The organism is Streptococcus sanguinis (assembly GCF_026781265.1).
Classification (GTDB): Bacteria; Bacillota; Bacilli; order Lactobacillales; family Streptococcaceae; genus Streptococcus; species Streptococcus sanguinis_T.
Genome location: NZ_JAKUVC010000002.1, coordinates 18,282 through 42,001 on the forward strand (window position 1 = coordinate 18,282; position 23,720 = coordinate 42,001).

The following is a 23,720-nucleotide window of genomic DNA, read 5'->3' on the forward strand; positions in this document are numbered from 1 at the left end:
TTCCGCTCTTTTTCTTTTATTTAAGGGTAGTGAAAAGGATGACATCCGCTTTCAAAAATGGTAGAATAAGGAGAATACATTAAGAGAGGAAACTCATATGAAAGGTATTATTCTTGCAGGTGGTTCTGGTACACGTTTGTACCCATTGACCCGTGCTGCGTCAAAACAGCTCATGCCGGTTTATGACAAACCCATGATTTATTATCCACTGTCAACTCTTATGCTGGCTGGTATCAAGGACATCTTGATTATCTCCACTCCGACGGATCTGCCTCGTTTTGAGGATCTGCTGGGTGATGGATCTGAGTTTGGTATCAAGCTCTCTTATGCTGAGCAGCCAAGTCCGGACGGGCTGGCACAAGCCTTTATCATTGGGGCTGATTTTATTGGAGATGACCGCGTGGCGCTGATTCTTGGGGATAATATTTACCATGGACCAGGTTTAAGCAAAATGCTCCAAAATGCTGCTGCTAAGGAAAAAGGAGCAACTGTTTTTGGCTACCATGTCAAGGATCCAGAACGCTTTGGTGTAGTAGAATTTGATGAGAATATGAATGCTATCTCCATCGAAGAAAAACCGGAACAGCCGCGCTCTAACTATGCAGTGACAGGACTGTATTTCTATGATAACGATGTTGTAGAAATTGCCAAGAACATCAAACCAAGTCCTCGCGGAGAACTGGAAATCACAGATGTTAACAAGGCTTACTTGGATCGTGGTGATTTGTCTGTTGAGCTCATGGGACGTGGTTTTGCCTGGTTGGATACAGGAACCCACGAAAGTCTCTTAGAAGCCGCTCAATATATCGAAACAGTTCAGCGTATGCAGAACGTTCAGGTGGCAAATCTGGAAGAAATTGCCTATCGTATGGGCTATATTACTAAAGAGCAAGTGCATGAATTGGCGCAGCCATTGAAAAAGAATGAATATGGCCACTATCTCTTGCGCTTGATTGGAGAAGAATAAGAAGATGACGGAACAATTTTTTGATAAGGAATTAGCAGCGCGTGAGGTTCCTGGAATCCCTGGAATGTTAGAATTTGATATCCCTGTACGCGGGGACAACCGAGGCTGGTTTAAGGAGAATTTTCAAAAGGAAAAGATGCTGCCGCTAGGCTTCCCTGAAAGCTTCTTTGCAGAAGGAAAACTGCAAAATAATGTCAGTTTTTCTCGTAAAAATGTCCTGCGTGGCCTTCATGCAGAGCCCTGGGACAAGTACATTTCTGTTGCAGATGACGGTAAGGTACTGGGGTCTTGGGTTGACCTGCGCGAGGGTGACACCTTTGGCAATACCTATCAGACAGTAATTGATGCCAGCAAGGGAATTTTTGTACCTCGGGGCGTCGCCAACGGCTTCCAAGTGCTTTCTGATACCGTTTCATATAGCTACCTGGTCAATGACTACTGGGCTTTGGAACTCAAACCCAAGTATGCCTTTGTCAACTATGCAGACCCAGCTTTAGGCATCCAGTGGGAAAACCTAGAAGCAGCAGAAGTCTCAGAAGCAGACAAGAAGCATCCGCTACTTAAGGATGTCAAACCTCTAAGAAAAGAAGATTTGTAAAAAAGAATTCTTTTCTGACGCATTAATTTATATTGAAATATATGATTTAGCTCAGCTCCTATTCGAGCGGAGCTAGTTAAAGAAATGATTGCCGCTGTGGTGTAAGTCATGTAACAAACTAAAAAATTTGTTACATGACAGGGAATTTTTGAGACATGAGGTTCAAAAATAAGCGATGAAACCGAAGGTTTGCTTGCGTCTCCACCACTTAAGGCAATTATAAAAAAGTTAAGGAATAAAAATGACTGAATACAAAAAAATTATCGTGACAGGTGGAGCTGGTTTTATCGGTTCCAACTTTGTCCACTATGTTTACAATAACTTTCCAGATGTCCATGTGACAGTGCTGGACAAGCTGACTTACGCGGGAAATCGTGCTAATATTGAAGAAATTTTGGGCGACCGTGTTGAGTTGGTCGTTGGAGATATTGCTGATGCAGGCTTGGTAGATAAGCTAGCTTCTAGAGCTGATGCTATCGTTCACTATGCGGCAGAAAGCCACAATGATAACTCGCTCAATGACCCGAGTCCATTTATCCACACCAACTTCATCGGAACTTACACACTCTTGGAAGCAGCTCGTAAGTACGATATTCGTTTCCACCATGTATCGACTGACGAAGTCTATGGGGACCTGCCTCTGCGTGAAGATTTGCCAGGACATGGAGAAGGCCCAGGTGAGAAATTTACTGCTGAAACCAAGTACAATCCAAGCTCGCCTTACTCATCAACCAAGGCAGCTTCAGACTTGATTGTTAAAGCTTGGGTGCGCTCATTTGCTGTCAAAGCGACGATTTCTAACTGTTCAAATAACTATGGTCCTTACCAGCACATTGAGAAGTTCATTCCGCGCCAGATCACCAATATCTTGAGCGGTATCAAGCCAAAACTCTACGGTGAAGGCAAGAATGTCCGTGACTGGATTCATACCAATGACCATTCATCAGGTGTTTGGACGATTCTGACCAAGGGTCAAATTGGTGAAACTTACTTGATCGGTGCTGACGGTGAGAAGAATAACAAGGAAGTGCTGGAGCTGATTCTCAAGGAAATGGGACAGCCAGCTGATGCTTATGATCATGTGACAGATCGTGCCGGCCACGACCTCCGCTATGCCATTGATGCCAGCAAGCTCCGTGATGAGCTAGGTTGGAAGCCAGAGTTCACCAACTTTGAAGCAGGTCTCAAAGAGACAATCAAGTGGTACACGGACAACCAAGAATGGTGGAAATCTGAAAAAGAAGCAGTCGAAGCCAACTATGCTAAGACTCAGGAAGTGATTAAATAAGAATAGGCTATCTATGATGAGCCTTGTAAAACTAGCGCTATGTGATTAAGAGGCTGGGATGATTTGTCCCAGCCTTTTCTCACAGGATTGTTAGCTTTTTAATATGTTTGTTACAGAAAATTATGCAAAAATAGTGTAAAATAAGATAAATCCTTTCTGTGTTTTTAGCTAAAGGGATTTTCTCAAATTAAAGGAATACAAACATGAAAATGGTAAAAAGAGTAGTGGGAATTGCTTTGGTGCTGTTGCTTGCAGCGGTGCTGTTTCTGGTTCCTGCATCTGTTAATCAAAGTGAACAATTAAAAAATGTTCAAGGCAGTGCTTCCTGGATGAGTATTATTGAGCCGGCTTTGAGCAATGCCAATGTGACGGCTCAGGGAGTCAGCACAGAGGTTTCTCTCAATAGCGTCCAGCTTAATCAGGTGCTCAAGTCTTCTCTGACTGACTCTGAAAATCAGGAGCTGCTGAACAGTGTTTACAGTATTGAAGGCAATAAGCTGCGCATCCAGTATCCGGTCAAGCTTCTCTTTATTGATAGTAAGCTGGACCTAGAGGTGGATGTGACGGTGAGGGATAATGTCTTGCACATCACAATCGATAGTGCTAAGCTGGGCTCTCTTCCTATCCCTAAATCTTGGGTGACAGGCATGCTGAAGCAACAAATGCAGGCCTCTAATTCATCTATCACAACAGAGGGAGATAGTTTCCTTCTAGCTCTGCCGCAGAGTCAATTCAGCATTAACAAAATCAGCTTCCAGAGCGGAGCTGCTAAAATCCAGTTCAGCATGGGTTATGGAATCTAAAAAAGAAAACTTCATTTGAGGAAGAAGGCTTCCGAATCAAATGGAGTTTTTATACTATTATTTGAGCAATAGCATTGTGAGGGAGAAAAGATGCCTATTCCTAATATCCAGCAAGAGGAGCTGATTGTTATTGATGACAATCTGCGTTTGCGGGCCTATGATGGCCAGTTTGAGTTGGCCTTAGATTGGTACCAAGATCCAGATACGATTTATATGATTGATGGTAGAAGAGACCCCTATCCGCCGGAGCGAGTTCAAAGAATGTATGAATCTCTTGCTAGGCAAGGTGAAGTGTATTTTATTGAGGTTTGGGAGACGGAGCATTGGCTACCCGTTGGAGATGTGACCTTTTGGCAAGATGATTTGCCCATTGTCATTGGAAAAGCGGACTACCGCGGGAAAGGCATTGGCAAAAAAGTTCTTTCTGCTTTGATACAGCGCGCACGCAATCTAGGCTATCAGAAACTAGCAGTTCAAGAAATTTATGATTTCAATCAGCCCTCTCGCAGTTTGTTTGAGTCGCTTGGTTTCTATCCAACTCATGCTAGGGAGAAAGGTAGGTCCTATACACTTGATTTGACCTTGCCCATAGCGCAGATCCAGCCCAGTCAGTTCTACCTTTCACGGGAAAAGCTGGACAGGATTAGCATTGATTTTGACCAACAAGAACTTGAAGCTTTACCTGTCAAGCGCATGGATGGAAAAGTTTTCTTTACTGATGGACATAGCAGAGCTTTTAAGGCTTATCAGGCTGGCCTTTCTCATATTCCCATCTATTATGATAGGGACGAGCTTAACTGGGACTTTTATCGATACTGTCTTCAAGCTTGTCAAGAAAGAGGCATATTCTCTATAGCTGATTTACAGAACCGCATCTTGTCCAAGGAAGACTATCAAACCAATTGGCTTGATTGGTGTAAGAGAGAAGCTGGAAAATTTGATAAGAGCTGATATTGCGAAGCTCTTGTGTTATAATAGATAGAGGAAATTAATATATTAAATCAGAGGTGAGATGATGCTTTATGAATTTTGTGCGGAAAATGTAACCTTGTTAGAAAAGGCTATGAAGGCTGGAGTCCAGCGGATTGAACTCTGTGATAACCTGGCTGTCGGTGGTACGACGCCCAGCTATGGCGTAATTCAAGCAGCAGTTGACTTAGCCAAGCCTTACGGTGCGACTGTGATGACCATGATTCGGCCTCGGGGCGGTGATTTTGTTTACTCGGATCTTGAAATTGAGATTATGCTGACTGATATCCAAAAAGCCAAGGAAGCCGGCAGTCAGGGAGTGGTTTTTGGTGCCTTGACGGAGAAGAACGAAATAGATGTTTCGAAGATGCAACGCCTGCTAGAGGCTTGCAAGGGACTGGAAGTAGTCTTCCACATGGCTTTTGACTCAATCCCAGCTGAATACCAGTTTGGCGAAATGGACTGGCTGATTGAAAACGGTGTCCAGCGAATTTTGACCCACGGAGGACCTGCTAATGAGCCGATTGAGGAGCATTTTGCTTGGCTGGATGAATTAATCGAGCATGCTGCTGATCGGATTGATATCATGCCGGGAGGTGGCATTGATCTAGGCAATCGTCAGCAAATTATAGATAGTCTGGCAGTTGACCAGCTGCATGGAACTAAAATTGTATTTTAAGGAGGAGAAGGGCTCTAGCGGCTCCTAATAAAATGTTGGAACTATTTGAAAAATACAAGTCTAATCCAGATAAGCTTCAGACTTACGGTTTTAAGGAGTCTGATGGAGCTTACCGTTTCTCGCAGAAGATTATGAAGGGTGACTTTCGCTTGGAAGTGACTATCAGAGATGGAGAGCTGGACTATCAGGTCTTTGACTGCGATACTGATGACGCCTATCTGCAGGTCAAGATGGAGCAGGTGACGGGGGAGTTTGTCGGTCAGGTTCGTGAAGCTTGTCAGGCAGCTCTTCTGGCTATCCGTCAGCACTGTTTTGACGAGGCTGGCTTTCTCTATGAGCAGAGTAAGCGACTGCGGGATCATGCGGCTGAGGTTTATCAGGGGCAAATAGAGTACCTCTGGGAGAAGTCGTCCAGAAAGAGCTCGACCAAGGCTGGAGTTTTCCGCCACCAGGACAGTAAAAAATGGTATGGGGCTTTTCTGACCACAGACTGGTCTAAGTTTGAAGCAGAGCGAAGCGGCGCTATTGAGGTGCTAAATGTTAAGAATGATCATGTAGCAGAACTGATTCAGAAAAAGGGGATTTACCCTGCCTTTCACATGAATAAGAAATATTGGCTCAGTCTGCCCTTGGATGATAGCCTGAGCGATCAGGAAATCTTTGATTTACTGGCTATTAGTTACCAGCTGACTAGTAAAAAATAGAATCGAAGCACAGCGCTCCAATCCGCTGTGTTTCATTTTTCCTCAAAAAACAGTATAATAAAAAGACTAGTAAGAATAGGAGAAATTATGAACCTCATTAGAAAATTAGCCTGGTTTTTTAAGTTGGAAAAGCGGCGCTATATCATCGGTATCCTGGCCTTATCCTTGGTCAGTGTCTTCAATCTGATACCGCCCAGAGTCATAGGTCAGGTTATTGACCGAATTGCTAGCAAACATCTGACTTCTCAAGAGCTGCTCCTTAATTTGCTGTTGCTGATTGCTTCAGCTTTTATCATGTACGGCCTGCGCTATGTCTGGCGCCTTTATATCTTAGGGACGTCCAATAATCTGGGACGAATTCTGCGCTCTCGATTGTTCGAGCACTTTACTCATATGTCTCCCTCTTTTTATCAGAAATACCGAACAGGGGACTTGATGGCTCATGCGACCAATGATATCAATGCAGTTGTCAGTTTGGCTGGTGGTGGAGTCATGTCAGCTGTGGATGCTTCTATTACAGCCTTGGTGACCCTGCTGACTATGTTTTTCATTTTGGACTGGCGGCTGACCTTGATTGCCATTGTGCCCATGCCCTTCCTGTCATGGGGCACGGGCTTGATTGGCCGAAAAAATCATGAAAGTTTTAAGGCTGCTCAAGAGGCATTTTCAGATTTGAACAATAAGGTTCAGGAGAGTGTTTCAGGGATTCGAGTGACCAAGTCCTTTGGCTATCAGGAAGCTGAGACTCAGTCTTTTGCTAAGACCAATCAGGAAGTCTACGAAAAAAACGTTTTGGCTGCCAAGTACGATTCTCTTTTCGACCCCTTGGTTTTGCTTTTTATCGGTCTTTCTTATGTTTTGACCTTGATTTTCGGTGGAATTTTTATCTCCCAAGGGCAGTTTACTATAGGAGAGTTGGTTACTTTTATCACTTATCTGGATATGCTGGTTTGGCCGTTGCAGGCTACAGGATATCTTTTTAACATCGGCCAGCGAGGGGCTGTTTCTTATGAGCGAATCGAGAAACTTCTGGCTCAGGAGTCAGATGTCAAGGAAGCTGAACAACCCCTCTCTCATGCGGAAAATGGTCGATTAGATTATGACATTCAGAAGTTTGCTTATGCAGAGGAGACTAGTTTATCGGATATTCATTTTTCCATTGAGCAGGGACAGACACTGGGCATTGTCGGTCAGACGGGCTCAGGGAAGACCACTCTTCTGCGCTTGCTGCTGCGGGAGCAGGATATCCAGGAGGGGGCTATCTATCTGAATGGCCATGATATCCGGGAGTACCGCCTCAAAGACCTGCGTCGTCTTATCGGCTATGTACCACAGGAACAGATGCTCTTTGCTCTGTCCATTCGGGACAATATTCGCTTTGCGAATCCCCAGCTGACAGATAGTCAGGTTCTAGCTGCCGCTCAACTCTGTGGTGTGTATGAGGACATTCAGGCTATGCCAGAGGGGCTGGATACGGTTGTCGGTGAGCGGGGGTTGTCCCTGTCTGGTGGGCAGAAACAGCGCTTGGCGATGAGTCGGGCTATTATAACTAATCCTGATATTCTGATTTTGGATGACTCTCTGTCAGCTGTCGATGCTAAGACGGAGCATCTGATTTTAGAAAATCTAAAGTCAGAGCGTGCTGGCAAGACAACCATCATCACAGCTCATCGGCTGTCAGCCTTGGTGCATGCAGACCTGATTTTGGTTATGGAAGAGGGACGAATCAAGGAGCGGGGCACTCATCAAGAGCTATTGGAGCAAGAGGGCTGGTATGCTCAGACATACCATAATCAGCAGCTGGCAGAAAGCTTGAAGGAGGAAGATTAACATGAAAAAGAAAGCAACTTTTCATCGCCTCCTAGGCTACATGTGGCGCTACAGAATAGTGAGCAGCATGGCCTTGATCTTCATTCTGCTGACGACTCTGGTCACAACGGCCTTGCCGCTTCTGGCCCGCTATTTTATTGATCAGTTTATCGGCCGCAATCAAGCTTGGGCTGGCCTGCCTTTGCTGGCTCTTTACTATGGCCTTTTCCTCTTGCGGGTACTTTTTACCTTCTTGGGAAAGTATTTCTTTGCGCGTGTGGCTCAAAGCGTGGTTCGGGACTTGCGACAGGAAAGTTTTGCCAATATCCAGCGCCTCCAAATGGCTTATTTTGATAGAACGCCAGCTGGTGCTATCGTTTCCCGCTTGACCAATGATACTCAGGCAGTCGCAGATATGTTCAGTGAGATTTTTTCTAATTTTTTGAGCTCCTTGCTGATTTTAGTTGTTACTTTGAGCGCCATGTTTGCCCTCAACTGGCAATTGACCCTGATGATTGCTCTATTTTTACCTCTGATGGCAGCCTCTATCTTGCTCTATCAACATTTATCCAATCGTCAGCTGAAGCAGGTCCGGAATAAGCTCAGTGATTTGAATGTCAAGCTATCTGAGAGTATCGAGGGAATGCGGATTATCCAAGCTTTTGGGCAAGAGAAGCGATTGCTGCGGGAATTTGAAGAAATTAACGGTCAGCATTTAGGCTTCACCAATCGCTATCTCAATATCAACAGTCTCTTTCTGAGACCGGCCATGTCCCTGCTGAAAATCTTGGCTTATGGAGTGATTCTGACTTACTTTGGCTTGACTTGGCAAGTGGCGGGAATTACGGCTGGTATTATGTATGCCTTTATCCAGTATGTCAATCAGCTTTTTAATCCCTTGATTGATGTTATGCAGAATTACTCTGTTTTACAGACATCTATGGTTGCTGCGGAGAGGGTTTTTGAAATTATGGACCGCACTGACTACGAGCCTGAGCAGGCTAACCAAGACATGCAAATCCAAGATGGCAGCATCGAATTCAAGCATGTTTCCTTTTCTTATGATGGAAAGCGTGATGTTTTACAGGATATCTCCTTTTCTGTCAAAAAAGGCCAGACGATTGCCTTTGTGGGATCGACTGGCTCTGGCAAGTCCTCTATTATCAATCTCTTTCTGCGTTTTTATGAGTTTGAGCGGGGACAGATTTTGATTGATGGCAGTGATATTAAAGACTATAGTCAGGAGGAGCTGCGGCGAAAGATTGGCCTTGTTTTGCAGGATCCCTTCCTTTATCACGGTACCGTTGCTTCCAATATTCAGCTTTACCAAAAGCAGCTGACGCGAGAAGAAATTATAGAAGCGGCTAAGTTTGTAGATGCTCATGGCTTTATCAGTCAGCTACCTCAAGGCTATGACGCCCCCGTGACTGAGCGGGGAGCGACTTTTTCCAGCGGTCAGCGGCAGCTTCTAGCCTTTGCCAGAACCATCGCCACCAAGCCTAAAATCTTGATTTTGGATGAAGCGACGGCTAATATCGATTCGGAGACAGAGGAGTTGATTCAAGCCTCACTGAGAAAAATGCGGCAGGGTAGGACAACCATTGCCATTGCCCACCGTCTGTCTACTATTCAGGATGCCGACTGCATCTATGTCTTGGATAAGGGCCGCATTATCGAATCCGGCAGCCACGAAGAATTGTTAGCCCAAGATGGAACCTATAAGAAAATGTATCAACTTCAGGCTGGGATGATGGGGTCTTGAAAAGCCTGATTATAAATGAAAGGTGTAGAATTACAAATGAATTCTACACCTATTTTAAATAGTCTTTTAATTTCTCTACATTTTCTCCTAAGTTATCGTAAGGCAGCTTGGCATACTGGTAAGGGCAGCTAGCAAGGTAGCTTTGTTCAAAGAAGTCAAGCGGCAGGCTGCTGTGTTTGAGAGCACTGACGGAAGAAAGTGACCTTAAGTCTAGCAGGACACCGTCCTTGGTCAGATAGTTGGATAGCGGCAGCTGAGCTTGCTCTAGCAGTGTCTGCGCCTTTCTTGCTTCCTCTTCTTGAAGCTGCAGCAGCGCCAGCCTATTTTTTTCAAACATGAGACTGTCGATGTAGAGCGATAGGGCCTTCTGCATGATGAGGTTGCTGTCGTAGTCCACGGCGCTTTTGTAAGCGATGAAGGTCTTTTGAATCTGGGGCGGAAGGAGCAGGGCGGTAATCCTCAGGGCTGGGAAAAGGCTGGTTGAAAAGGACTTAATGTAGATGACTCGCTGGCTATTATCTAAATAGTGAAAGGTTAGCTCCCGCCGGCCATCAAAGTCTGATAGGTAGTCGTCTTCTACAACATAGACATTATAGAGCTGGGCTAGCCGAAGAATCTCTTCCTTGTCCTGCTGACTGTAGGAGTGGCCCAAGGGATAGTGAAAGCGCGGAATAGTGTAGAAAAACTTGATCTTTCCGCTTTGAAAAATCTTCTCCAACTCTCCTAGATTAATCCCCTGAGGTGTTCTTTCAATGGTTTCACAAGGAAGTTTTTGCGCTAGCAGAAGGTCATTAATACGATGGTAGGTCGGCTGTTCCACCAAGATTCGCTCTTTTTGATTGGGAAAGTCAATCTGTGAGAGGATATAGAGGGCCTGCTGGGTGCCGGAAGTCAGTACTAGCTGGTCCATAGAAGCGTAGACAGCAGAGTCCAACATCAGCTTTTGCACGGAGCGACGCAGATCCTCCAGTCCTTCCTGCTGAAGGTAGTAATTGAAGAGATAATTTTCCCGGCCAATCAGAGTTTCATTTACACAGAGTCGGAAATCCTCATAGGCTTGGTGACGGTCATCCCTCACAGACAGCTCCAAATCCTGCTTTTCTCCTTGAGCATTTTCCAGCACATAGTAGCCGCTTTTGGGAACGGCATAGATGTACTTCTGATACTTGAGCTCAATCAGAGCCTTTTGCGCGGTATCCTTACTACAGTGATAACGCTCTGCTAGCTGTCGGACAGAAGGAATTTTCTGACCAGTTGCCAGTTTTCCCTCTTTAATATCCTTAGTAATCTTATCAACGATGCGTTGGTATTTTGCCTTGGTCATAAAACTGTCCCCATACAGATTTGATTTTTTCATATTGTAACTCATTTTCAGATATTTTACAATAGAGAGCAAGTAGGAGGAGTCATGAAAACAAAAACAGTCATTCTGGCCACAGATATTTCTGGCTTAGGGAAGGTTGCTGCAACAGCTGCCCTGCCACTCTTTGCAATTTGCCAGCTAGAGGTGTCCCTCTTGCCAACCATGATTTTATCTTCCCATACAGGCGGTTTTTCAGACATCTATATGGATGATTACACGTATGGGATGCTTTCTTTTTTGAAACAATGGCAGAGCATGGAGTTCGACTTTTCAGCTCTGGTAACAGGATATTTGAAGTCTGACATACAGGTGGAAAATTTGCTGCTCTTTAAAGAGGAAAAAAGCTTGCCCCTTATCGTGGATCCTATCATGGGGGACAAGGGGACTTTTTATCAGGGATTTTCAGATGCCCATCTAGACCATATGCGTCGCCTCTGCCAGCATGCCGATTTGGTTCTGCCCAATTTGACGGATGCCTGTTTGTTATTGGAAGAACCCTACGAAGCGAGTTTATCTGAAGATAGATGGGAGGACTACTGCAAGCGTTTGACTGAGTTAGGACCGAGCAAGGTCTTGCTGACTGGCTTGCCGATGAAAGAGAATCAGATTGGTGTGGCCTATTTTGATGCGGCAACAGAGGAGTTTAACCTCTTTTCTAGTCCAGCTCTGCCCCAGCAATTTTTTGGAACGGGTGATATATTGACGACACTTGTAGCTGCGGCTTTTGTTCAGAGAATTGACATCAAGCAAGCCCTGCCTGTGATTTTGAAGTTTATTGAAAAGAGCTTGGCACTTAGCTTTAAAGAGCAAATAGATCCAAAGAAGGGCGTTTTTTACCAGCCCTACCTAGGAGAGCTTTTTGCTGATTTTCAAGCCTTGATGGAGGAAAAAGATGAAGAAACAAACACTCGATTTGCAAACCTTAACCATGATTAGTTTATTTGCTGCTTTGATTTTTCTGAGCATTCAGTTTTTTAAAATTCCTGTCGGAGCTCAGTTTATTCACTTTGGAAATGCACTAGTGGTAGTGGGCTGTCTGATTTTTGGCAGTAAACTCGGTTTTTTAGCAGCCGCTATCGGATTGGGAATATTTGACTTACTGAATGGTTACACAGCGGAAATCCCAATTATCTTGCTAGAAGCTCTTGCGGTAGCCGTGGTGATTCATTTTCTGTATGAAGGACTCTTTCAGAGAAGGGATAAACTAAGAAATATTCTCGTGATAGCGGTAGCCGCAGCTTTGGTGAAGATTGTGCTTAATATCCTCAAGTACACTCTGACAGGAACACTGCTTGGCGGGAGTAGTTTACCAGCAGCCTTTTTACTGGCAGTAGCTAAAATTACTGGTACATTTGGCTCCAGTCTAGCGACAGTCATCGCTGTCCCAATCTTATATCCAATCTTTCAGCAAGTTAGAAAAGCACACAAGCAAAGAAAGACTCTAGAAAAGCAGGGATGAATCAACAATCAGCATAAACAAAGAAACCGTCTGAAAATCCTCAGACGGTTTTTGTGTTTTTCTCTTACATAAAATAAACGATAGCAAGATATTGCAGGGCGGAAGCAGCTAGAATGAAAAGATGCCAAATCATGTGGAAGTAGGGCTTCTTTTGAGCATAGAAGCCAGCTCCTACAGTATAGCAGAGACCACCAGCCAGCATGAGTCCCCAGAAGATAGGTCCAGTTTGACCGATAATCTGCGGAATGATAAAGACCACCAGCCAGCCCATAATAAGATAGAGGGCTAAACTGAATTTTTCATTGACCTTCTTGGCGAAAATCTTGTAAAGAATGCCAAAGATGGTTGTGCCCCACTGGATAGCAATGATGAGATAGCCAAACCAGTTATTCATCAGTGACAGCACGACAGGCGTGTAGCTGCCAGCGATGGCGATGTAAATCATAGAGTGGTCGATAATGCGCAAGATATACTTGTGGGTTGAGCCATAGGACATGGAATGGTAGACAGTTGAAGAGAGGAACATGAGAAAGAGGCTGATGACAAAGATAGAAGTTCCGACAGCAGCCACCAAGCCGTCCTCTTCATAGCTATAAATGGCTGAGATAGGCAGCAGAATCAGCATCAGAACAGCCCCTACCGCATGGGTAACAGCGTTTGCAATTTCCTCTCCGAAGGATAGTTTTTTACTGAGTTTAAGCGCGTAGTTCAAGATTTTCTTCCTCCTCACTTGGTACTTGGATTAGGGATAAGGTCTTTTGATAGAGTTTGACCGTCTGGCAGGCTGTGGAAATGATGGGTGCAACCTCTAGCTTGCTGCCGTTCATATAGTCTACAAAGTCGTCATAGAGTTCTCGCGAATCTGCTTCCTTATGTAGCATATTTAAAGTGGCAGAAATTTCCTGGATAGAAAAGACTGTCTTTAAGGTCGTAATGGCAATCAAGCGGGCTACTTGGCGGCGTTGATATTTTTTCTTGACTGGCTTGGCAATATAGCCGTGCTTGACATAGTTGTTAATCATAGAAGCGGTTAGTCCCTTGTCAGCAGCTGAAAAGGAAGAGCCACAGACATTGTTTACATAGAGCAGAACCTGATCCAAATATAGATCCAGGTCTGGTATTTCGTCCCACTTGGGAAAAACTTGTTGAGGGTTCAAATCTTTATCACTTTCTTATCTAGTCTTTATAACTAGATGATAACATCTCTGTAAATCAAAGTCAAGCAAAAAATAGAATGTCCCATTGAAATTTGATATAATTTTAAAAAGAAGAAAGGGAGGTCTCAGATGAAAAAACAAACAATCTTTGATATGACAGCCTTCCTAGGCAGTATGATTTTTTGGTCTTGGATCTATATGCGCTTTTTTTATGCCTACGTAGCCGTCGTCTTTTACAAGAATCAGCCAGAGTGGAACCTGCTGATGCCAGCTTCTATCGTTCTGACTCTGACAGCTATTAGCTCGCTTTTTATTCGCGGCCTCTATAGTCGGCACATTCCTCGTTGGCTGGTGCTAGCTAGTTACACCCTTTATTTTATCATTTTGTTTTATGCTCTCTTTTTGAAAAATATCGGTAAACAGGGCTTCAGTCTAGACCTGCAGTCTTTTACCTATAATTGGATTTATGGAGATAAGCTGGTACCAACCATGAATATCATTATGTTCATTCCGCTGGGCTTTCTCTGCAAGCTGTCATGGAAACATGTGGCTTGTTTTACCTTGGCTATTAGTATGGTTGAGGGGAGCCAGTATCTCTTTCACCTTGGCATTTTTGACTTGGGTGATATCTTGACCAATCTGCTAGGCTTCATCATCGGTAGCTATCTACTAGAGACAACCTTAGGCAAATGGGTTGTCCGCCATATTCACTAAATGAAAGAAGGAAACTATGAAAATTCTTATCCCAACTGCTAAAGAGTTGAATCTAACTGCGCCATCTACAATCCCTAATCCACTTTCAGCACAAACTCAAGCTGTGTTGGATGAGTTGACAGCCATGTCAGTAGCTGACTTGGCATCATTTTATAAAATCTCCCCAAAAAGAGCAGAGGTAGAGTGGCAAGCCATTCAGGCTCTGCGAGAAGGAACTGCGCAGCATGCTCCAGCACTTTATCTTTTTGACGGCCTCATGTACCGCCATATCAAGAGAGAGGGTTATACCGAAGAAGAGAGACAGTATATCGAGAAGCATCTTGCTATCACATCAGCACTTTACGGAGTCATCCCTGCCCTGGAGCCCATAGCGCCCCATCGCTTGGACTTTATGATGCCACTCAAGTTAGATGGGAAGAGTCTCAAGGCATTTTGGAAGGAAGCTTATGACCAAGCTCTGGCAGAAGATGAGGTGATTTTCTCTCTCCTGTCCAGCGAGTTTGAAACGGTCTTTTCTAAGGGAATCCGCCAGCGCATGATAGGTTTCAAGTTTCTAGAAAACCGAGATGGCAAGCTGAAAGTCCATTCGACCATTTCTAAAAAAGCACGTGGCGAGTTTTTAACAGCTCTAATAACTAACCAAGTGACAGAAGTTGAACGGATGAAGAAATTAAACTTTGCCGGCTTCACTTACCGACCTGACCTGTCCAGTGACCAAGAGTTGGTTTATGTGAAGGAATTTTAGAAGAGAAGAAGTATTTATACAAGAAAATAGCATTCTTTTTATGTGTTAAATCCAACAATATACTTTAAAAATCTTAAATTTTATTTGTCTCTCTAAAAGTACTAAAATTGAGACTATTTTGATAAATCCCGTACTAAAACCCCTCGCAATTATTTGCGGGGGGTTAGTGTCTTATAAGTTTTCTTTTCTTTTTATAATCTTCTCTTTTTAGTTAAGGGCTGCTAAAAGAGCATCAGCCTGTGCTGAGAGTTCAGCAAGTTTGTCTTCTGCGACAGTCAGTTGACCAGTTCCCCATGCTTCTGGGTTGATACCAACACCTGTGAATGGTTCTACCACGTTCATACGGATGAATGGCAGCAGGCTGCGGTAGTGCTTGAATACTTCATCTGGTGATGTGCCGTTAGCTACAGATGAAACAGTAACAACCTTAGCATTCAGAGCAGATGGGCCAGTTGGGTCTGACAGATCCAGAGCGCGTGAAGCCCAGTCCAAGAGGCTTTTCACTACTCCTGGAATAGCCCAGTTGTAGACAGGTGAGAAAATCCAGATGGCATCAGCGGCCAAAATTTCTTCACTAACCTTAGCAACAGCAGCTGGATCAGGATTTTCGATGTCTTGGTTGAAGAATGGTACATCTTTGTAATCAAGATATGAAACTTCTGCCTTGCCAGCCAAAGCTTTTTCAGCTTGCTCAGCCAATTGGTGGTTGAAAGAACCTTGACGAAGCGAGCCGACGATGAATAATACTTTAGACATTGCATTGTCTCCTTTTTTATAAAATAAAGAGAAATTTCTCTTGTTACAATATATGTTACAACATTAATCACTAGTTAGCAATTATTTAGCTCATTTTTTTGAAATTTTTTAGAATGCGAATCAAATCTTGTTTATCTTCTTCTTCGAGAATGGAAAGAGCTTGCTGAATATTTTTGATATGATCAGGCAGGGCGGCTTCGATTTTAGCTCTGCCTTGTTCTGTCAAACCAATCAAAAAAGCCCGGCGGTCATTTGGGTCGCAGGTGCGGACAATCCAGCCGTCGCGTTCCATATTTTTGATGACGACAGTCATGTTGCCAGAAGTTGCCAATATGCGGTCAATCAGGTCCTGAATACGCAGTTCCCCTTTGCTGTACAAGGTTTCTAAGACGGAAAACTGAGTAGGAGTCAAATCATGCTTTTTAAAAATCTGGGCTTCAATGGCACGGATGGTTCTTGCTGCCTTGTGAAAGACAATCATGGTTTTCAAATCAAGCAGAGCTTCTTTGTTTAAATCGTCTGTAATCTTCATAACAATATTTTACCAATAAATAGTATCATATGCAAGGATATTGCTTTAGAATTTTGAGAATATTCTCATCAAAAAAAGATAGAAAAATAGTAGTATTTGTAGTATAATGACGGAGTGAAATATAAAAATAGAAATAAAGCCAGTTTTCCAATTTGGCAGTACCTTATCGGTATTTTTATCGTTCTCAGCGTTCTTGTCTTTTCATTTTTTGCAGTTTTGCAAGTATCCATGCAGCCGAGACAGTCGGCTAAGGAAGCAAGCAGACGCTTGGCCAAGGAATACGCAGATCTTGCAAAAGTTGACTCATTTGCCATCTACAATGGGCAGGAATCTTACTACAGTCTGCTTGGCAAGACAAGTAAGGGTGTCGAAAAAGCTGTATTGATTGCAAAAGATTCCAATGAGATTCGGGTCTATCGACTGGACCAAGGCGTCAGTCAGACAGAGGCGGAGAGCATTGCCAAGGAAAATGGAGCAGGAACTATTGATAAGGTGACCATGGGCTATTTTAAAGATCAGCCCATCTGGGAAGTCAAGTCGGGAGGCACCTACTACCTGATTGGTTTTGAAAGCGGACAGTTGGCCAGCAAGGAGGGACTATGAAATTATCAAATCGTGTCTTAAAGATGGAAGAAAGTGTGACTTTAGCAACAGCAGCGCGTGCTAAGGCTTTGAAAGCGCAGGGGAGGGATATTCTATCTCTGACTCTGGGAGAGCCGGATTTTCCAACGCCTAAGAATATCCGAGATGCGGCTGTAGCAGCTATTGAGGATGGCCGTGCTAGCTTTTATACGGTGACTAGCGGTCTGCCAGAGCTAAAAGAAGCTGTAGTAGAGTATTTTGCCAACTATTACGGCTACACAATCCAGCCGAATCAAGTGACGGTGGCAACTGGAGCTAAGTTCTCCCTCTATACCTTCTTTATGAGTGTGCTTGACCCAGGTGATGAAGCTATCATTCCGACGCCTTATTGGGTAAGCTATGGCGACCAGATTAAGATGGCCGAGGGGACTCCTGTTTTTGTCCAAGCCACAGAGGAAAACAATTTCAAGGTGATGGTGGAACAGCTAGAAGCTGCTCGTACTGATAAGACCAAGGTCTTGGTTTTGAATTCTCCGTCCAACCCGACTGGTATGATTTATACAGCAGAGGAGCTGCTGGCGATTGGGAACTGGGCTGTAGAGCATGACATTCTGATTTTGGCAGATGACATTTATGGACGTCTGGTTTATAACGGCAATAAATTTACACCAATTTCCAGTCTGTCTGAGGAGATTCGCAAGCAGACGGTGGTCATCAATGGTGTCTCTAAGAGCTACTCCATGACAGGCTGGCGGATTGGCTATGCAGTTGGTGAGCCGGAAATTATAGCGGCCATGAGTAAGATTGCAGGTCAAACGACTTCTAACCCGACAGCAGCGGCTCAATATGCAGCAATCGAGGCCTTGACTGGCAGTCAGGAAACGGTTGAAACCATGCGCCAGGCCTTTGAAGAACGTCTTAATACCATCTATCCACTCTTGGCTCAGGTGCCAGGATTTGAAGTGGTCAAGCCACAAGGGGCCTTCTATCTCTTTCCAAATGTCAAGAAAGCCATGGAAATGAAAGGTTACACAGATGTGACCGACTTTACGACAGCAATTTTAGAAGAAGTTGGCGTAGCTCTGGTGACCGGAGCAGGCTTCGGTGCTCCAGAAAATGTCCGTCTTAGCTATGCAACAGACCTGGAAACACTCAAAGAAGCAGTTCAACGACTGCAGCAATTTATGGAGAGTAAATAAAGCTCGCAAACCGGCATTGCTTGCTAAAGATAACCTACCAAAATTTATAAACAATAGATAAGGATGAACTCAGAGTTCGTCCTTTTCATTTTTTTGACTGTACTGGCAATGAGTTAAATAAAATGGTAAAATAATATAGAAAGAGATGGAAGCGTTTTTCACTCTAGTCAAAATTAGTAAGCTTTGGCATGGATAAATGTTAATTGGCTTCGCTTAGAATTCAGCTGATGAAGGATTTAAACAATAGTGGAAGGAGAATAATATGAAAGGTCGTTTGATTTTCTTATTCTTGCTAGGCGGTCTAGTCTTGCTAGGAGCTTATGTTTTCTTTGATTCAGAGCAGGGTTGGACCACTATTTCTGAATCCAATGGCTATAGTCTGCAAGCCAAAGGTCATCGCTATCGTATCCAATATTATGAGAATGACTCGTCCCGAATAGACTGGTATTTGAACAATTACCCGCCAGAATTGAATTTAAATATGAGAATCTTAGAACGTCCCAATGCCCCCGGTTCTTACACTAAAGAAGAGATATCCGGACAGGGCTCTGCAAGTTTTTTGATGGTTTGTAGAACTTGGGGTTCTGCAGATAACAGTCAAAAGTTTTTAATTAAACGCGCCTATTATAAAGTCGATATTAGACTTAATAAAAAGATGGAGGTAGATACTAAGAAAAGCAGTATGAACTACTGGAAGACGGAAGAAGAGGTAAAGGATAATCCGCCGATTGATTAAATAGCAGCTATCAATGCTAGATTAACTATGTATAAGTCACTTTCTGATAGGAATCACCAGACGACTTAAAAATTTGAGGAGTATTTAGTTGAAGACGACGGTATTTCAGTGTATAATAAAAGAAGTCCATTTGGTCTAGCCCTGCATTCTATTGACTTGCAGTGTGTTCCTCATGGTCTTTTTACTTAAGTAATAATAGGGATGAAGATTATTTTGTACAAAAGGAGATAAAATGGGTTTTATCAGAAAGGAAATAGAGGAAAGAGAGAAGAAGCTTCTCGAGGATTTTTCTATTGAAGAAAAAGAACTGGCTTTGCCATTTTTACTAGAGGATGAGAAGAGAGGGATTTTTCTCTGTGTCAAGCAATTTCGTATTGGGGAAGGGAAATATCAGGTTTTAGCCATGATGCTCGGAGGGCACTTGCTTGAATTTCGCCTAGAAGAAGAGCGGGCCGATAGATATCCAGTTCGCAATGAGGAAGATCAAAGTGTAAAAGGTCTATCAACAGAAACAATCTCCCAGCTTGTGATTCCCAAGGTTTTAAAGGGACGAGAGGACAAGATCGTAACAGTGATTCAACATGCCCTGTCGCAAATTAACCCTTATTATGATACAAAGATAAGGGAAGTAAACCACGTGGAGTACAGATAAAGAGGAGATAGGATATGGGATTATTAGAAAAGTATCTGGATTTTTTTCCTAGTAGGTGGGCTGTAAGTGACATAAAAGAAGAGATGACTTGGGAGGAGGAATTTACCCCTAAAAGAGTTCACCACAAAGAAGTCATTAGTAGCCCTCAGAAGGAGACTGAGGGAGCAGCGTCTCTTCCCCAAGAAGGAAGTTGGAAGTTCGTGCATGAGATGATTTCTGAAGAAGGGATTGAGCTTTTAAAGAAGGCTGGGATTGATGACGAGCTAGTTTTTGAGACTGGCGATTGGGTCGCAGATCATGATTTGGGGATTTACCTGGTCCTTTATCGCTTTGGTGGCAGAACCAACTGGAAGAAAACCTATAAGATAATCTTGCAAGGACAGGTGATTGAATTTAAGACCAAGACCATTTTTCATCAGCAGGATTTTTCTTATGAAGATGGGGAATTCACCAAGGGAGTGATTGTCAAAAATGTCTCCAATATGCTTCTGCCCATAGCTTTCGAAGGTCAACAGCAGCGGGTGCTCCATATCATTCAAGCAGCTCTGTCAGCAGCTAGCCCAAGCTATAATACGGTCATTTACAGGGCGAACTTTGATTTGGTTTAGGAGGGGAAGATGATATATATTACAAGAGAAGATCTTTTGACTTGGCTGGAGAAACATGAGCCAGTGACCAATCGTCAGAAGGATATTGCGGCTTTTCATAAAGAACTGTCGTTTCGTCTGCAAAGAATGGACTTTCGACCGTCTACCAGTTCAAAAGATCCTCGGAGAGATGTTTGTGAAGATCCTGACCAAGAGCTCACTGTAGCCTTTACTCAGGATGGGGAGGGGAATTATGCGACGATTGACCAGAGTCCTGGAGGTCAGATTCTCAGCGATCAGCGTTTTAAGATGGCTTTGAAAAAAGTCTTGAACTATGATGATGACATGGTTGATCGACTGCTATATGGAACGAAAAATTAGTCCTCTTATTCAGAGAGAGTTATCCGCCAGCCTTTAGGAGGCTGGTTTTTTAATTTTTCTGAGATTTAGACTCTTCAAGGATAGCTATTGCAATCGCTTTATGGTAAAATATAGAACAGATGTCCAAAAGATTTGTCTTGAAATAAAGTGACATTTAGCAACCAATCTAGGAGGCAGATATGATTGATCATTTTGAGATAAAGGTCAGGAATCTACAAATTTCAAAAGACTTTTATACAAGTTTTCTTTCTCCTCTAGGCTACAAATTGGCTTTTAGAAGTAGTTCTCTACTCAGTTTTGTTGCTCCCAACAGCCCACATCCTGGTGGAGATTTTTGGTTGGGGGAGGGAGAGCAGTCTCCGATTCACTTTGCTTTTTTGGCAGAAAACCATGAGCAGGTTCAAGCTTGTTATGAGGCTGGTTTAAAGGCAGGGGGAAAAGACAACGGTGCGCCAAATTATCGGGGGAACCTTTCATCATATTATGCAGCCTTTGTCTTGGATCCAGATGGTAATAATGTCGAGGCAGTCTGTCATAAAGAATAAAAAAATAGAAAAGAGAAAAAACGTGTCAAAGAAAATCGTAACAATTATTGATGTGAAAAATTATGTTGGTCAAGAAGTGACCATCGGTGCTTGGGTTGCCAATAAGTCAGGTAAGGGTAAGATTGCTTTCTTGCAGTTGCGCGATGGCTCTGCCTTTTTCCAAGGGGTGGCCTTCAAGCCTAACTTTATCGAGAAATTTGGCGAAGAGGAAGGATTGGCGAAGTTTGATACGATTAAAAAGCTTAGCCAAGAAACTTCTGTCTATGTGACAGGGATTGTCAAGGAAGACGAGCGCTCAAAATTTGGCTACGAGCTGGACATTACAGACATCGAAATCATCGGTGAGTCAAATGACTATCCAATTACGCCCAAAGAACATGGGACTGACTTTCTCATGGACAATCGTCACTTGTGGCTGCGTTCTCGTAAGCAAGTAGCTATGATGCAAATTCGCAATGCCATCATCTATGTTACTTATGAATTCTTTGATAAGAATGGCTTTATGAAGTTTGACAGCCCAATCTTGTCAGGAAATGCAGCAGAAGACTCAACTGAGCTCTTTGAAACAGACTACTTCGGAACTCCAGCTTACTTGAGCCAATCTGGTCAGCTTTATCTGGAAGCAGGTGCTATGGCTCTTGGTCGTGTCTTTGACTTCGGGCCTGTATTTCGTGCAGAAAAATCAAAAACCCGTCGTCATTTGACGGAGTTCTGGATGATGGATGCAGAGTATTCATACTTGACGCATGATGAGTCACTTGACTTGCAAGAAGCTTATGTTAAAGCCTTGATCCAAGGCGTGCTTGACCGTGCTCCTCAAGCTTTGGAAACACTGGAACGTGATGTAGATCTTTTGAAACGCTATATTGCTGAGCCTTTCAAGCGTGTTAGCTATGATGAAGCGATTGATCTCTTGCAAGCTCATGAAAATGATGAGGATGCAGATTATGAGCATCTTGAACATGGAGATGACTTTGGTTCACCGCATGAAACATGGATTTCAAACCACTTTGGTGTACCAACCTTTGTCGTGAACTACCCAGCAGCTATCAAGGCTTTCTACATGAAGCCTGTTCCTAGAAATCCAGACCGTGTCCTTTGTGCAGACCTACTTGCACCAGAAGGCTACGGTGAAATCATCGGTGGTTCTATGCGTGAGGAAGACTACGATGCTCTTGTTGCTAAAATGAATAACCTTGGTATGGATACGACAGAATATGAATTCTACCTTGATCTTCGTAAGTATGGAACAGTTCCACATGGTGGCTTCGGTATCGGTATCGAGCGTATGGTAACCTTTGTAGCAGGAACCAAGCATATCCGTGAAGCCATTCCATTCCCACGTATGCTGCACCGTATTAAACCGTAAATCAATGAAAACGCCCAGGGGGCGTTTTTTCAAAGCACTAGAAAGAAGAGGTGGAGATCATGTAAACAGCAGATTAACAAGTGACAAAGGATAGAAATGAAAAAACACTTGTTAAAGGAGAAAATATGTTTAAAAAAAGTTATCGGAAAAATATCGGCCTGATGGCTGGAGTTGAATTTTTTGCCTTTCTAGGCATTACTAGTTTTTGGATTTTATTTCTCAGTAAAAACGGAATGTCACTTTGGCAGATTGGGCTTTTGGAAAGTATTTTTCATGCGACTAGCGTTATTTGTGAAATTCCTTCTGGGATGTTGGCGGATCGCTTTTCCTACAAGACCAATCTGTATCTGAGCCGGATAGCCGGGATTGTGTCTTCTGTTCTCATGTTGGCCGGGCAGGGGAACTTTTGGATCTATGCACTGGCTATGGTGATTAGTGCTTGGTCCTATAATTTTGATTCGGGGACAAGCGCAGCCATGGTCTATGATTCATCTGTGGAGGCCGGACTCAAGGAACGTTACTTATCCATCTCCAGTTTTATGTCTGGGGTGGCTGAAGCGACTCGGTCTTTGGGAACGGTCTGGGCTGGATTTTTTGTCCACGGACAATTGTATCTGACCTACTATATCATGATTGGGACTTCCATCATCGTTCTATTTTTGACCTGGATGCTGAAAGAACCTAGTTTCAAAGCAGAGAAAGCAGAACGTCTGACCATGAAAAAGATTATCTGGGCTGTCAAAGAGGAGTTGCATAGGAATCCCAGTCTTTTTATCTGGATGATTTTGTCTCAAATCATCTGCACCTTGATGTGTATGTTTTATTTTTATTATCAGAATCAATTGCCTGACTTAAAAGATTGGCAGATTTCGGTAGTCATGCTGATTGGCAGTGCTTTGAATATCTTAGCAGTCTATCTGGCGAGTGTGATTGGAAAGAAGTATTCTGCCCTAAAACTCTTTCCTACAGTGGTCCTTCTAACTGGAGCAAGCTACCTGTTGTCCTATTTTGGAACGCCAGTTATCTATATTTTGATTTATCTAATCAGCAACGCCTTGTATGCTCTTTTCCAGCCGATTTTTGACAATGATTTGCAAAAGCAGCTGCCAAGTGAGGTACGGGCGACCATGCTTAGTGTCTACTCTATGATGTTCAGTCTGAGTATGATTGTCATTTTCCCTGTAACGGGCTGGTTGATTGATTACTTTGGCTTTGACTGGACTTTTATAGTTTTAGGCGGCTTCTTATTAGCAACGACACCTTTTTTGTATATAGGTCTAAAGAAAATAAGCCAGAACTTACAAGAAGTCTAATATTAATGTTCTCTTTCTGCTGGTCAGAAGGAGAATATTTTTTAGCCTTTG

27 protein-coding genes are annotated in these 23,720 nt (G+C 43.4%); 22 read left to right on the top strand and 5 right to left on the bottom strand.

The genetic code is table 11. The features are described 5' to 3' along the window. The first annotated feature begins 97 nt into the window (after nucleotides 1-97). The 9 genes from rfbA to MK370_RS00965 all read left to right on the top strand — a co-directional run bounded on the left by rfbA (nucleotide 98) and on the right by MK370_RS00965 (nucleotide 9,579). Entirely contained in the window at nucleotides 98-967 is an 870-nt protein-coding gene (gene rfbA, locus MK370_RS00925; protein ID WP_002897349.1) for a glucose-1-phosphate thymidylyltransferase RfbA, read from the top strand. A gap of 4 nt (nucleotides 968-971) precedes the next feature. Further along, a complete protein-coding gene (locus tag MK370_RS00930) occupies nucleotides 972-1,565 on the top strand; it encodes a dTDP-4-dehydrorhamnose 3,5-epimerase family protein (RefSeq protein WP_268683794.1) in 594 nt (197 codons plus the stop codon). Between the two features lie 241 nt (nucleotides 1,566-1,806). Next, nucleotides 1,807-2,853 (top strand): dTDP-glucose 4,6-dehydratase, encoded by a 1,047-nt coding sequence (gene rfbB / locus MK370_RS00935; protein WP_268683795.1) that lies wholly within the window; start codon nucleotides 1,807-1,809, stop codon nucleotides 2,851-2,853. A 203-nt stretch (nucleotides 2,854-3,056) separates the two neighbouring features. Then, a complete protein-coding gene (locus MK370_RS00940) occupies nucleotides 3,057-3,656 on the top strand; it encodes a hypothetical protein (RefSeq protein WP_268683796.1) in 600 nt (199 codons plus the stop codon). Between the two features lie 90 nt (nucleotides 3,657-3,746). Further along, nucleotides 3,747-4,607, top strand: a complete 861-nt coding sequence (locus MK370_RS00945) for a GNAT family N-acetyltransferase (RefSeq protein ID WP_268683797.1) — start codon at nucleotides 3,747-3,749, stop codon at nucleotides 4,605-4,607. 64 nt (nucleotides 4,608-4,671) lie between these two features. Continuing rightward, nucleotides 4,672-5,304: a copper homeostasis protein CutC gene (locus MK370_RS00950; protein ID WP_268684456.1), complete on the top strand. Its 633-nt coding sequence runs from the start codon at nucleotides 4,672-4,674 to the stop codon at nucleotides 5,302-5,304. A 32-nt stretch (nucleotides 5,305-5,336) separates the two neighbouring features. After that, nucleotides 5,337-6,008: an MmcQ/YjbR family DNA-binding protein gene (locus MK370_RS00955; RefSeq protein WP_268683798.1), complete on the top strand. Its 672-nt coding sequence runs from the start codon at nucleotides 5,337-5,339 to the stop codon at nucleotides 6,006-6,008. An 87-nt stretch (nucleotides 6,009-6,095) separates the two neighbouring features. After that, a complete protein-coding gene (locus MK370_RS00960; RefSeq protein WP_268683799.1) occupies nucleotides 6,096-7,838 on the top strand; it encodes an ABC transporter ATP-binding protein in 1,743 nt (580 codons plus the stop codon). A 1-nt stretch (nucleotide 7,839) separates the two neighbouring features. Continuing rightward, nucleotides 7,840-9,579, top strand: coding sequence for an ABC transporter ATP-binding protein (locus MK370_RS00965; RefSeq protein ID WP_268683800.1), 1,740 nt, complete (start codon nucleotides 7,840-7,842; stop codon nucleotides 9,577-9,579). A 49-nt stretch (nucleotides 9,580-9,628) separates the two neighbouring features. On the opposite strand, the gene MK370_RS00970 is transcribed toward MK370_RS00965, so the two are convergent. Then, entirely contained in the window at nucleotides 9,629-10,948 is a 1,320-nt protein-coding gene (locus MK370_RS00970; protein WP_268683801.1) for a PLP-dependent aminotransferase family protein, read from the bottom strand. Between the two features lie 39 nt (nucleotides 10,949-10,987). On the opposite strand from MK370_RS00970, the gene MK370_RS00975 reads away from it, so the two are divergent. After that, nucleotides 10,988-11,878, top strand: coding sequence for a pyridoxamine kinase (locus MK370_RS00975; protein WP_268683802.1), 891 nt, complete (start codon nucleotides 10,988-10,990; stop codon nucleotides 11,876-11,878). After that, nucleotides 11,835-12,401 carry an ECF transporter S component gene (locus tag MK370_RS00980; RefSeq protein ID WP_268683803.1) on the top strand — a complete coding sequence of 189 codons (567 nt, stop codon included), beginning with the start codon at nucleotides 11,835-11,837 and terminating at the stop codon, nucleotides 12,399-12,401. Before MK370_RS00975 ends, MK370_RS00980 begins: the two co-directional genes overlap by 44 nt. A gap of 64 nt (nucleotides 12,402-12,465) precedes the next feature. Here MK370_RS00980 and trhA read toward each other — a convergent pair whose 3' ends face one another. Beyond that, a complete protein-coding gene (gene trhA / locus MK370_RS00985) occupies nucleotides 12,466-13,113 on the bottom strand; it encodes a PAQR family membrane homeostasis protein TrhA (RefSeq protein WP_268683804.1) in 648 nt (215 codons plus the stop codon). Next, a complete protein-coding gene (locus MK370_RS00990; protein WP_268683805.1) occupies nucleotides 13,097-13,558 on the bottom strand; it encodes a DUF1836 domain-containing protein in 462 nt (153 codons plus the stop codon). The genes trhA and MK370_RS00990 overlap by 17 nt, the downstream gene beginning before the upstream one ends. 129 nt (nucleotides 13,559-13,687) lie before the next feature. Here MK370_RS00990 and MK370_RS00995 point away from each other — a divergent pair, with 129 nt between their 5' ends. Next, the gene (locus MK370_RS00995) at nucleotides 13,688-14,272 is read left to right on the top strand and encodes a VanZ family protein (RefSeq protein ID WP_268683806.1); all 585 of its coding nucleotides are present in this window, start codon (nucleotides 13,688-13,690) and stop codon (nucleotides 14,270-14,272) included. 16 nt (nucleotides 14,273-14,288) lie between these two features. Continuing rightward, on the top strand, nucleotides 14,289-15,017 hold the full coding sequence (gene yaaA, locus MK370_RS01000) for a peroxide stress protein YaaA (protein ID WP_268683807.1): 729 nt from the start codon (nucleotides 14,289-14,291) through the stop codon (nucleotides 15,015-15,017). Nucleotides 15,018-15,224: 207 nt separating this feature from the next. On the opposite strand, the gene MK370_RS01005 is transcribed toward yaaA, so the two are convergent. Both MK370_RS01005 and MK370_RS01010 read right to left on the bottom strand, forming a co-directional pair. Continuing rightward, entirely contained in the window at nucleotides 15,225-15,773 is a 549-nt protein-coding gene (locus MK370_RS01005) for an NADPH-dependent FMN reductase (protein WP_268683808.1), read from the bottom strand. A gap of 85 nt (nucleotides 15,774-15,858) precedes the next feature. Then, nucleotides 15,859-16,305 (bottom strand): MarR family winged helix-turn-helix transcriptional regulator, encoded by a 447-nt coding sequence (locus MK370_RS01010; protein WP_268683809.1) that lies wholly within the window; start codon nucleotides 16,303-16,305, stop codon nucleotides 15,859-15,861. Between the two features lie 114 nt (nucleotides 16,306-16,419). On the opposite strand from MK370_RS01010, the gene MK370_RS01015 reads away from it, so the two are divergent. The 9 genes from MK370_RS01015 (at nucleotide 16,420) to MK370_RS01055 (ending at nucleotide 23,669) form a co-directional block, all read left to right on the top strand. Continuing rightward, nucleotides 16,420-16,908 (top strand): DUF5590 domain-containing protein, encoded by a 489-nt coding sequence (locus tag MK370_RS01015; RefSeq protein ID WP_268683810.1) that lies wholly within the window; start codon nucleotides 16,420-16,422, stop codon nucleotides 16,906-16,908. Further along, nucleotides 16,905-18,086 carry a pyridoxal phosphate-dependent aminotransferase gene (locus MK370_RS01020; protein WP_268683811.1) on the top strand — a complete coding sequence of 394 codons (1,182 nt, stop codon included), beginning with the start codon at nucleotides 16,905-16,907 and terminating at the stop codon, nucleotides 18,084-18,086. Before MK370_RS01015 ends, MK370_RS01020 begins: the two co-directional genes overlap by 4 nt. 262 nt (nucleotides 18,087-18,348) lie before the next feature. Continuing rightward, a complete protein-coding gene (locus tag MK370_RS01025) occupies nucleotides 18,349-18,822 on the top strand; it encodes a hypothetical protein (protein ID WP_268683812.1) in 474 nt (157 codons plus the stop codon). Nucleotides 18,823-19,054: 232 nt separating this feature from the next. Continuing rightward, entirely contained in the window at nucleotides 19,055-19,474 is a 420-nt protein-coding gene (locus MK370_RS01030; RefSeq protein WP_268683813.1) for a hypothetical protein, read from the top strand. A gap of 14 nt (nucleotides 19,475-19,488) precedes the next feature. Then, nucleotides 19,489-20,082, top strand: coding sequence for a hypothetical protein (locus MK370_RS01035; protein WP_268683814.1), 594 nt, complete (start codon nucleotides 19,489-19,491; stop codon nucleotides 20,080-20,082). 9 nt (nucleotides 20,083-20,091) lie between these two features. Further along, on the top strand, nucleotides 20,092-20,442 hold the full coding sequence (locus MK370_RS01040; RefSeq protein ID WP_268683815.1) for a hypothetical protein: 351 nt from the start codon (nucleotides 20,092-20,094) through the stop codon (nucleotides 20,440-20,442). Nucleotides 20,443-20,621: 179 nt separating this feature from the next. After that, nucleotides 20,622-20,987, top strand: a complete 366-nt coding sequence (locus tag MK370_RS01045) for a VOC family protein (RefSeq protein ID WP_002906354.1) — start codon at nucleotides 20,622-20,624, stop codon at nucleotides 20,985-20,987. 22 nt (nucleotides 20,988-21,009) lie between these two features. Then, the gene (gene asnS / locus MK370_RS01050; protein WP_268683816.1) at nucleotides 21,010-22,356 is read left to right on the top strand and encodes an asparagine--tRNA ligase; all 1,347 of its coding nucleotides are present in this window, start codon (nucleotides 21,010-21,012) and stop codon (nucleotides 22,354-22,356) included. A 125-nt stretch (nucleotides 22,357-22,481) separates the two neighbouring features. Continuing rightward, nucleotides 22,482-23,669: an MFS transporter gene (locus tag MK370_RS01055; RefSeq protein ID WP_268683817.1), complete on the top strand. Its 1,188-nt coding sequence runs from the start codon at nucleotides 22,482-22,484 to the stop codon at nucleotides 23,667-23,669. The last annotated feature ends 51 nt before the right edge of the window (nucleotides 23,670-23,720 follow it).

Coding starts and splice junctions, on each gene's coding strand:
- rfbA (WP_002897349.1), top strand. CDS start 98: ATGAAAGGTATTATTCTTGCAGGTGGTTCTGGTACACGTTTGTACCCA.
- MK370_RS00930 (WP_268683794.1), top strand. CDS start 972: ATGACGGAACAATTTTTTGATAAGGAATTAGCAGCGCGTGAGGTTCCT.
- rfbB (WP_268683795.1), top strand. CDS start 1,807: ATGACTGAATACAAAAAAATTATCGTGACAGGTGGAGCTGGTTTTATC.
- MK370_RS00940 (WP_268683796.1), top strand. CDS start 3,057: ATGAAAATGGTAAAAAGAGTAGTGGGAATTGCTTTGGTGCTGTTGCTT.
- MK370_RS00945 (WP_268683797.1), top strand. CDS start 3,747: ATGCCTATTCCTAATATCCAGCAAGAGGAGCTGATTGTTATTGATGAC.
- MK370_RS00950 (WP_268684456.1), top strand. CDS start 4,672: ATGCTTTATGAATTTTGTGCGGAAAATGTAACCTTGTTAGAAAAGGCT.
- MK370_RS00955 (WP_268683798.1), top strand. CDS start 5,337: ATGTTGGAACTATTTGAAAAATACAAGTCTAATCCAGATAAGCTTCAG.
- MK370_RS00960 (WP_268683799.1), top strand. CDS start 6,096: ATGAACCTCATTAGAAAATTAGCCTGGTTTTTTAAGTTGGAAAAGCGG.
- MK370_RS00965 (WP_268683800.1), top strand. CDS start 7,840: ATGAAAAAGAAAGCAACTTTTCATCGCCTCCTAGGCTACATGTGGCGC.
- MK370_RS00970 (WP_268683801.1), bottom strand. CDS start 10,948: ATGAGTTACAATATGAAAAAATCAAATCTGTATGGGGACAGTTTTATG.
- MK370_RS00975 (WP_268683802.1), top strand. CDS start 10,988: ATGAAAACAAAAACAGTCATTCTGGCCACAGATATTTCTGGCTTAGGG.
- MK370_RS00980 (WP_268683803.1), top strand. CDS start 11,835: ATGAAGAAACAAACACTCGATTTGCAAACCTTAACCATGATTAGTTTA.
- MK370_RS00995 (WP_268683806.1), top strand. CDS start 13,688: ATGAAAAAACAAACAATCTTTGATATGACAGCCTTCCTAGGCAGTATG.
- yaaA (WP_268683807.1), top strand. CDS start 14,289: ATGAAAATTCTTATCCCAACTGCTAAAGAGTTGAATCTAACTGCGCCA.
- MK370_RS01005 (WP_268683808.1), bottom strand. CDS start 15,773: ATGTCTAAAGTATTATTCATCGTCGGCTCGCTTCGTCAAGGTTCTTTC.
- MK370_RS01010 (WP_268683809.1), bottom strand. CDS start 16,305: ATGAAGATTACAGACGATTTAAACAAAGAAGCTCTGCTTGATTTGAAA.
- MK370_RS01020 (WP_268683811.1), top strand. CDS start 16,905: ATGAAATTATCAAATCGTGTCTTAAAGATGGAAGAAAGTGTGACTTTA.
- MK370_RS01025 (WP_268683812.1), top strand. CDS start 18,349: ATGAAAGGTCGTTTGATTTTCTTATTCTTGCTAGGCGGTCTAGTCTTG.
- MK370_RS01030 (WP_268683813.1), top strand. CDS start 19,055: ATGGGTTTTATCAGAAAGGAAATAGAGGAAAGAGAGAAGAAGCTTCTC.
- MK370_RS01035 (WP_268683814.1), top strand. CDS start 19,489: ATGGGATTATTAGAAAAGTATCTGGATTTTTTTCCTAGTAGGTGGGCT.
- MK370_RS01040 (WP_268683815.1), top strand. CDS start 20,092: ATGATATATATTACAAGAGAAGATCTTTTGACTTGGCTGGAGAAACAT.
- MK370_RS01045 (WP_002906354.1), top strand. CDS start 20,622: ATGATTGATCATTTTGAGATAAAGGTCAGGAATCTACAAATTTCAAAA.
- MK370_RS01055 (WP_268683817.1), top strand. CDS start 22,482: ATGTTTAAAAAAAGTTATCGGAAAAATATCGGCCTGATGGCTGGAGTT.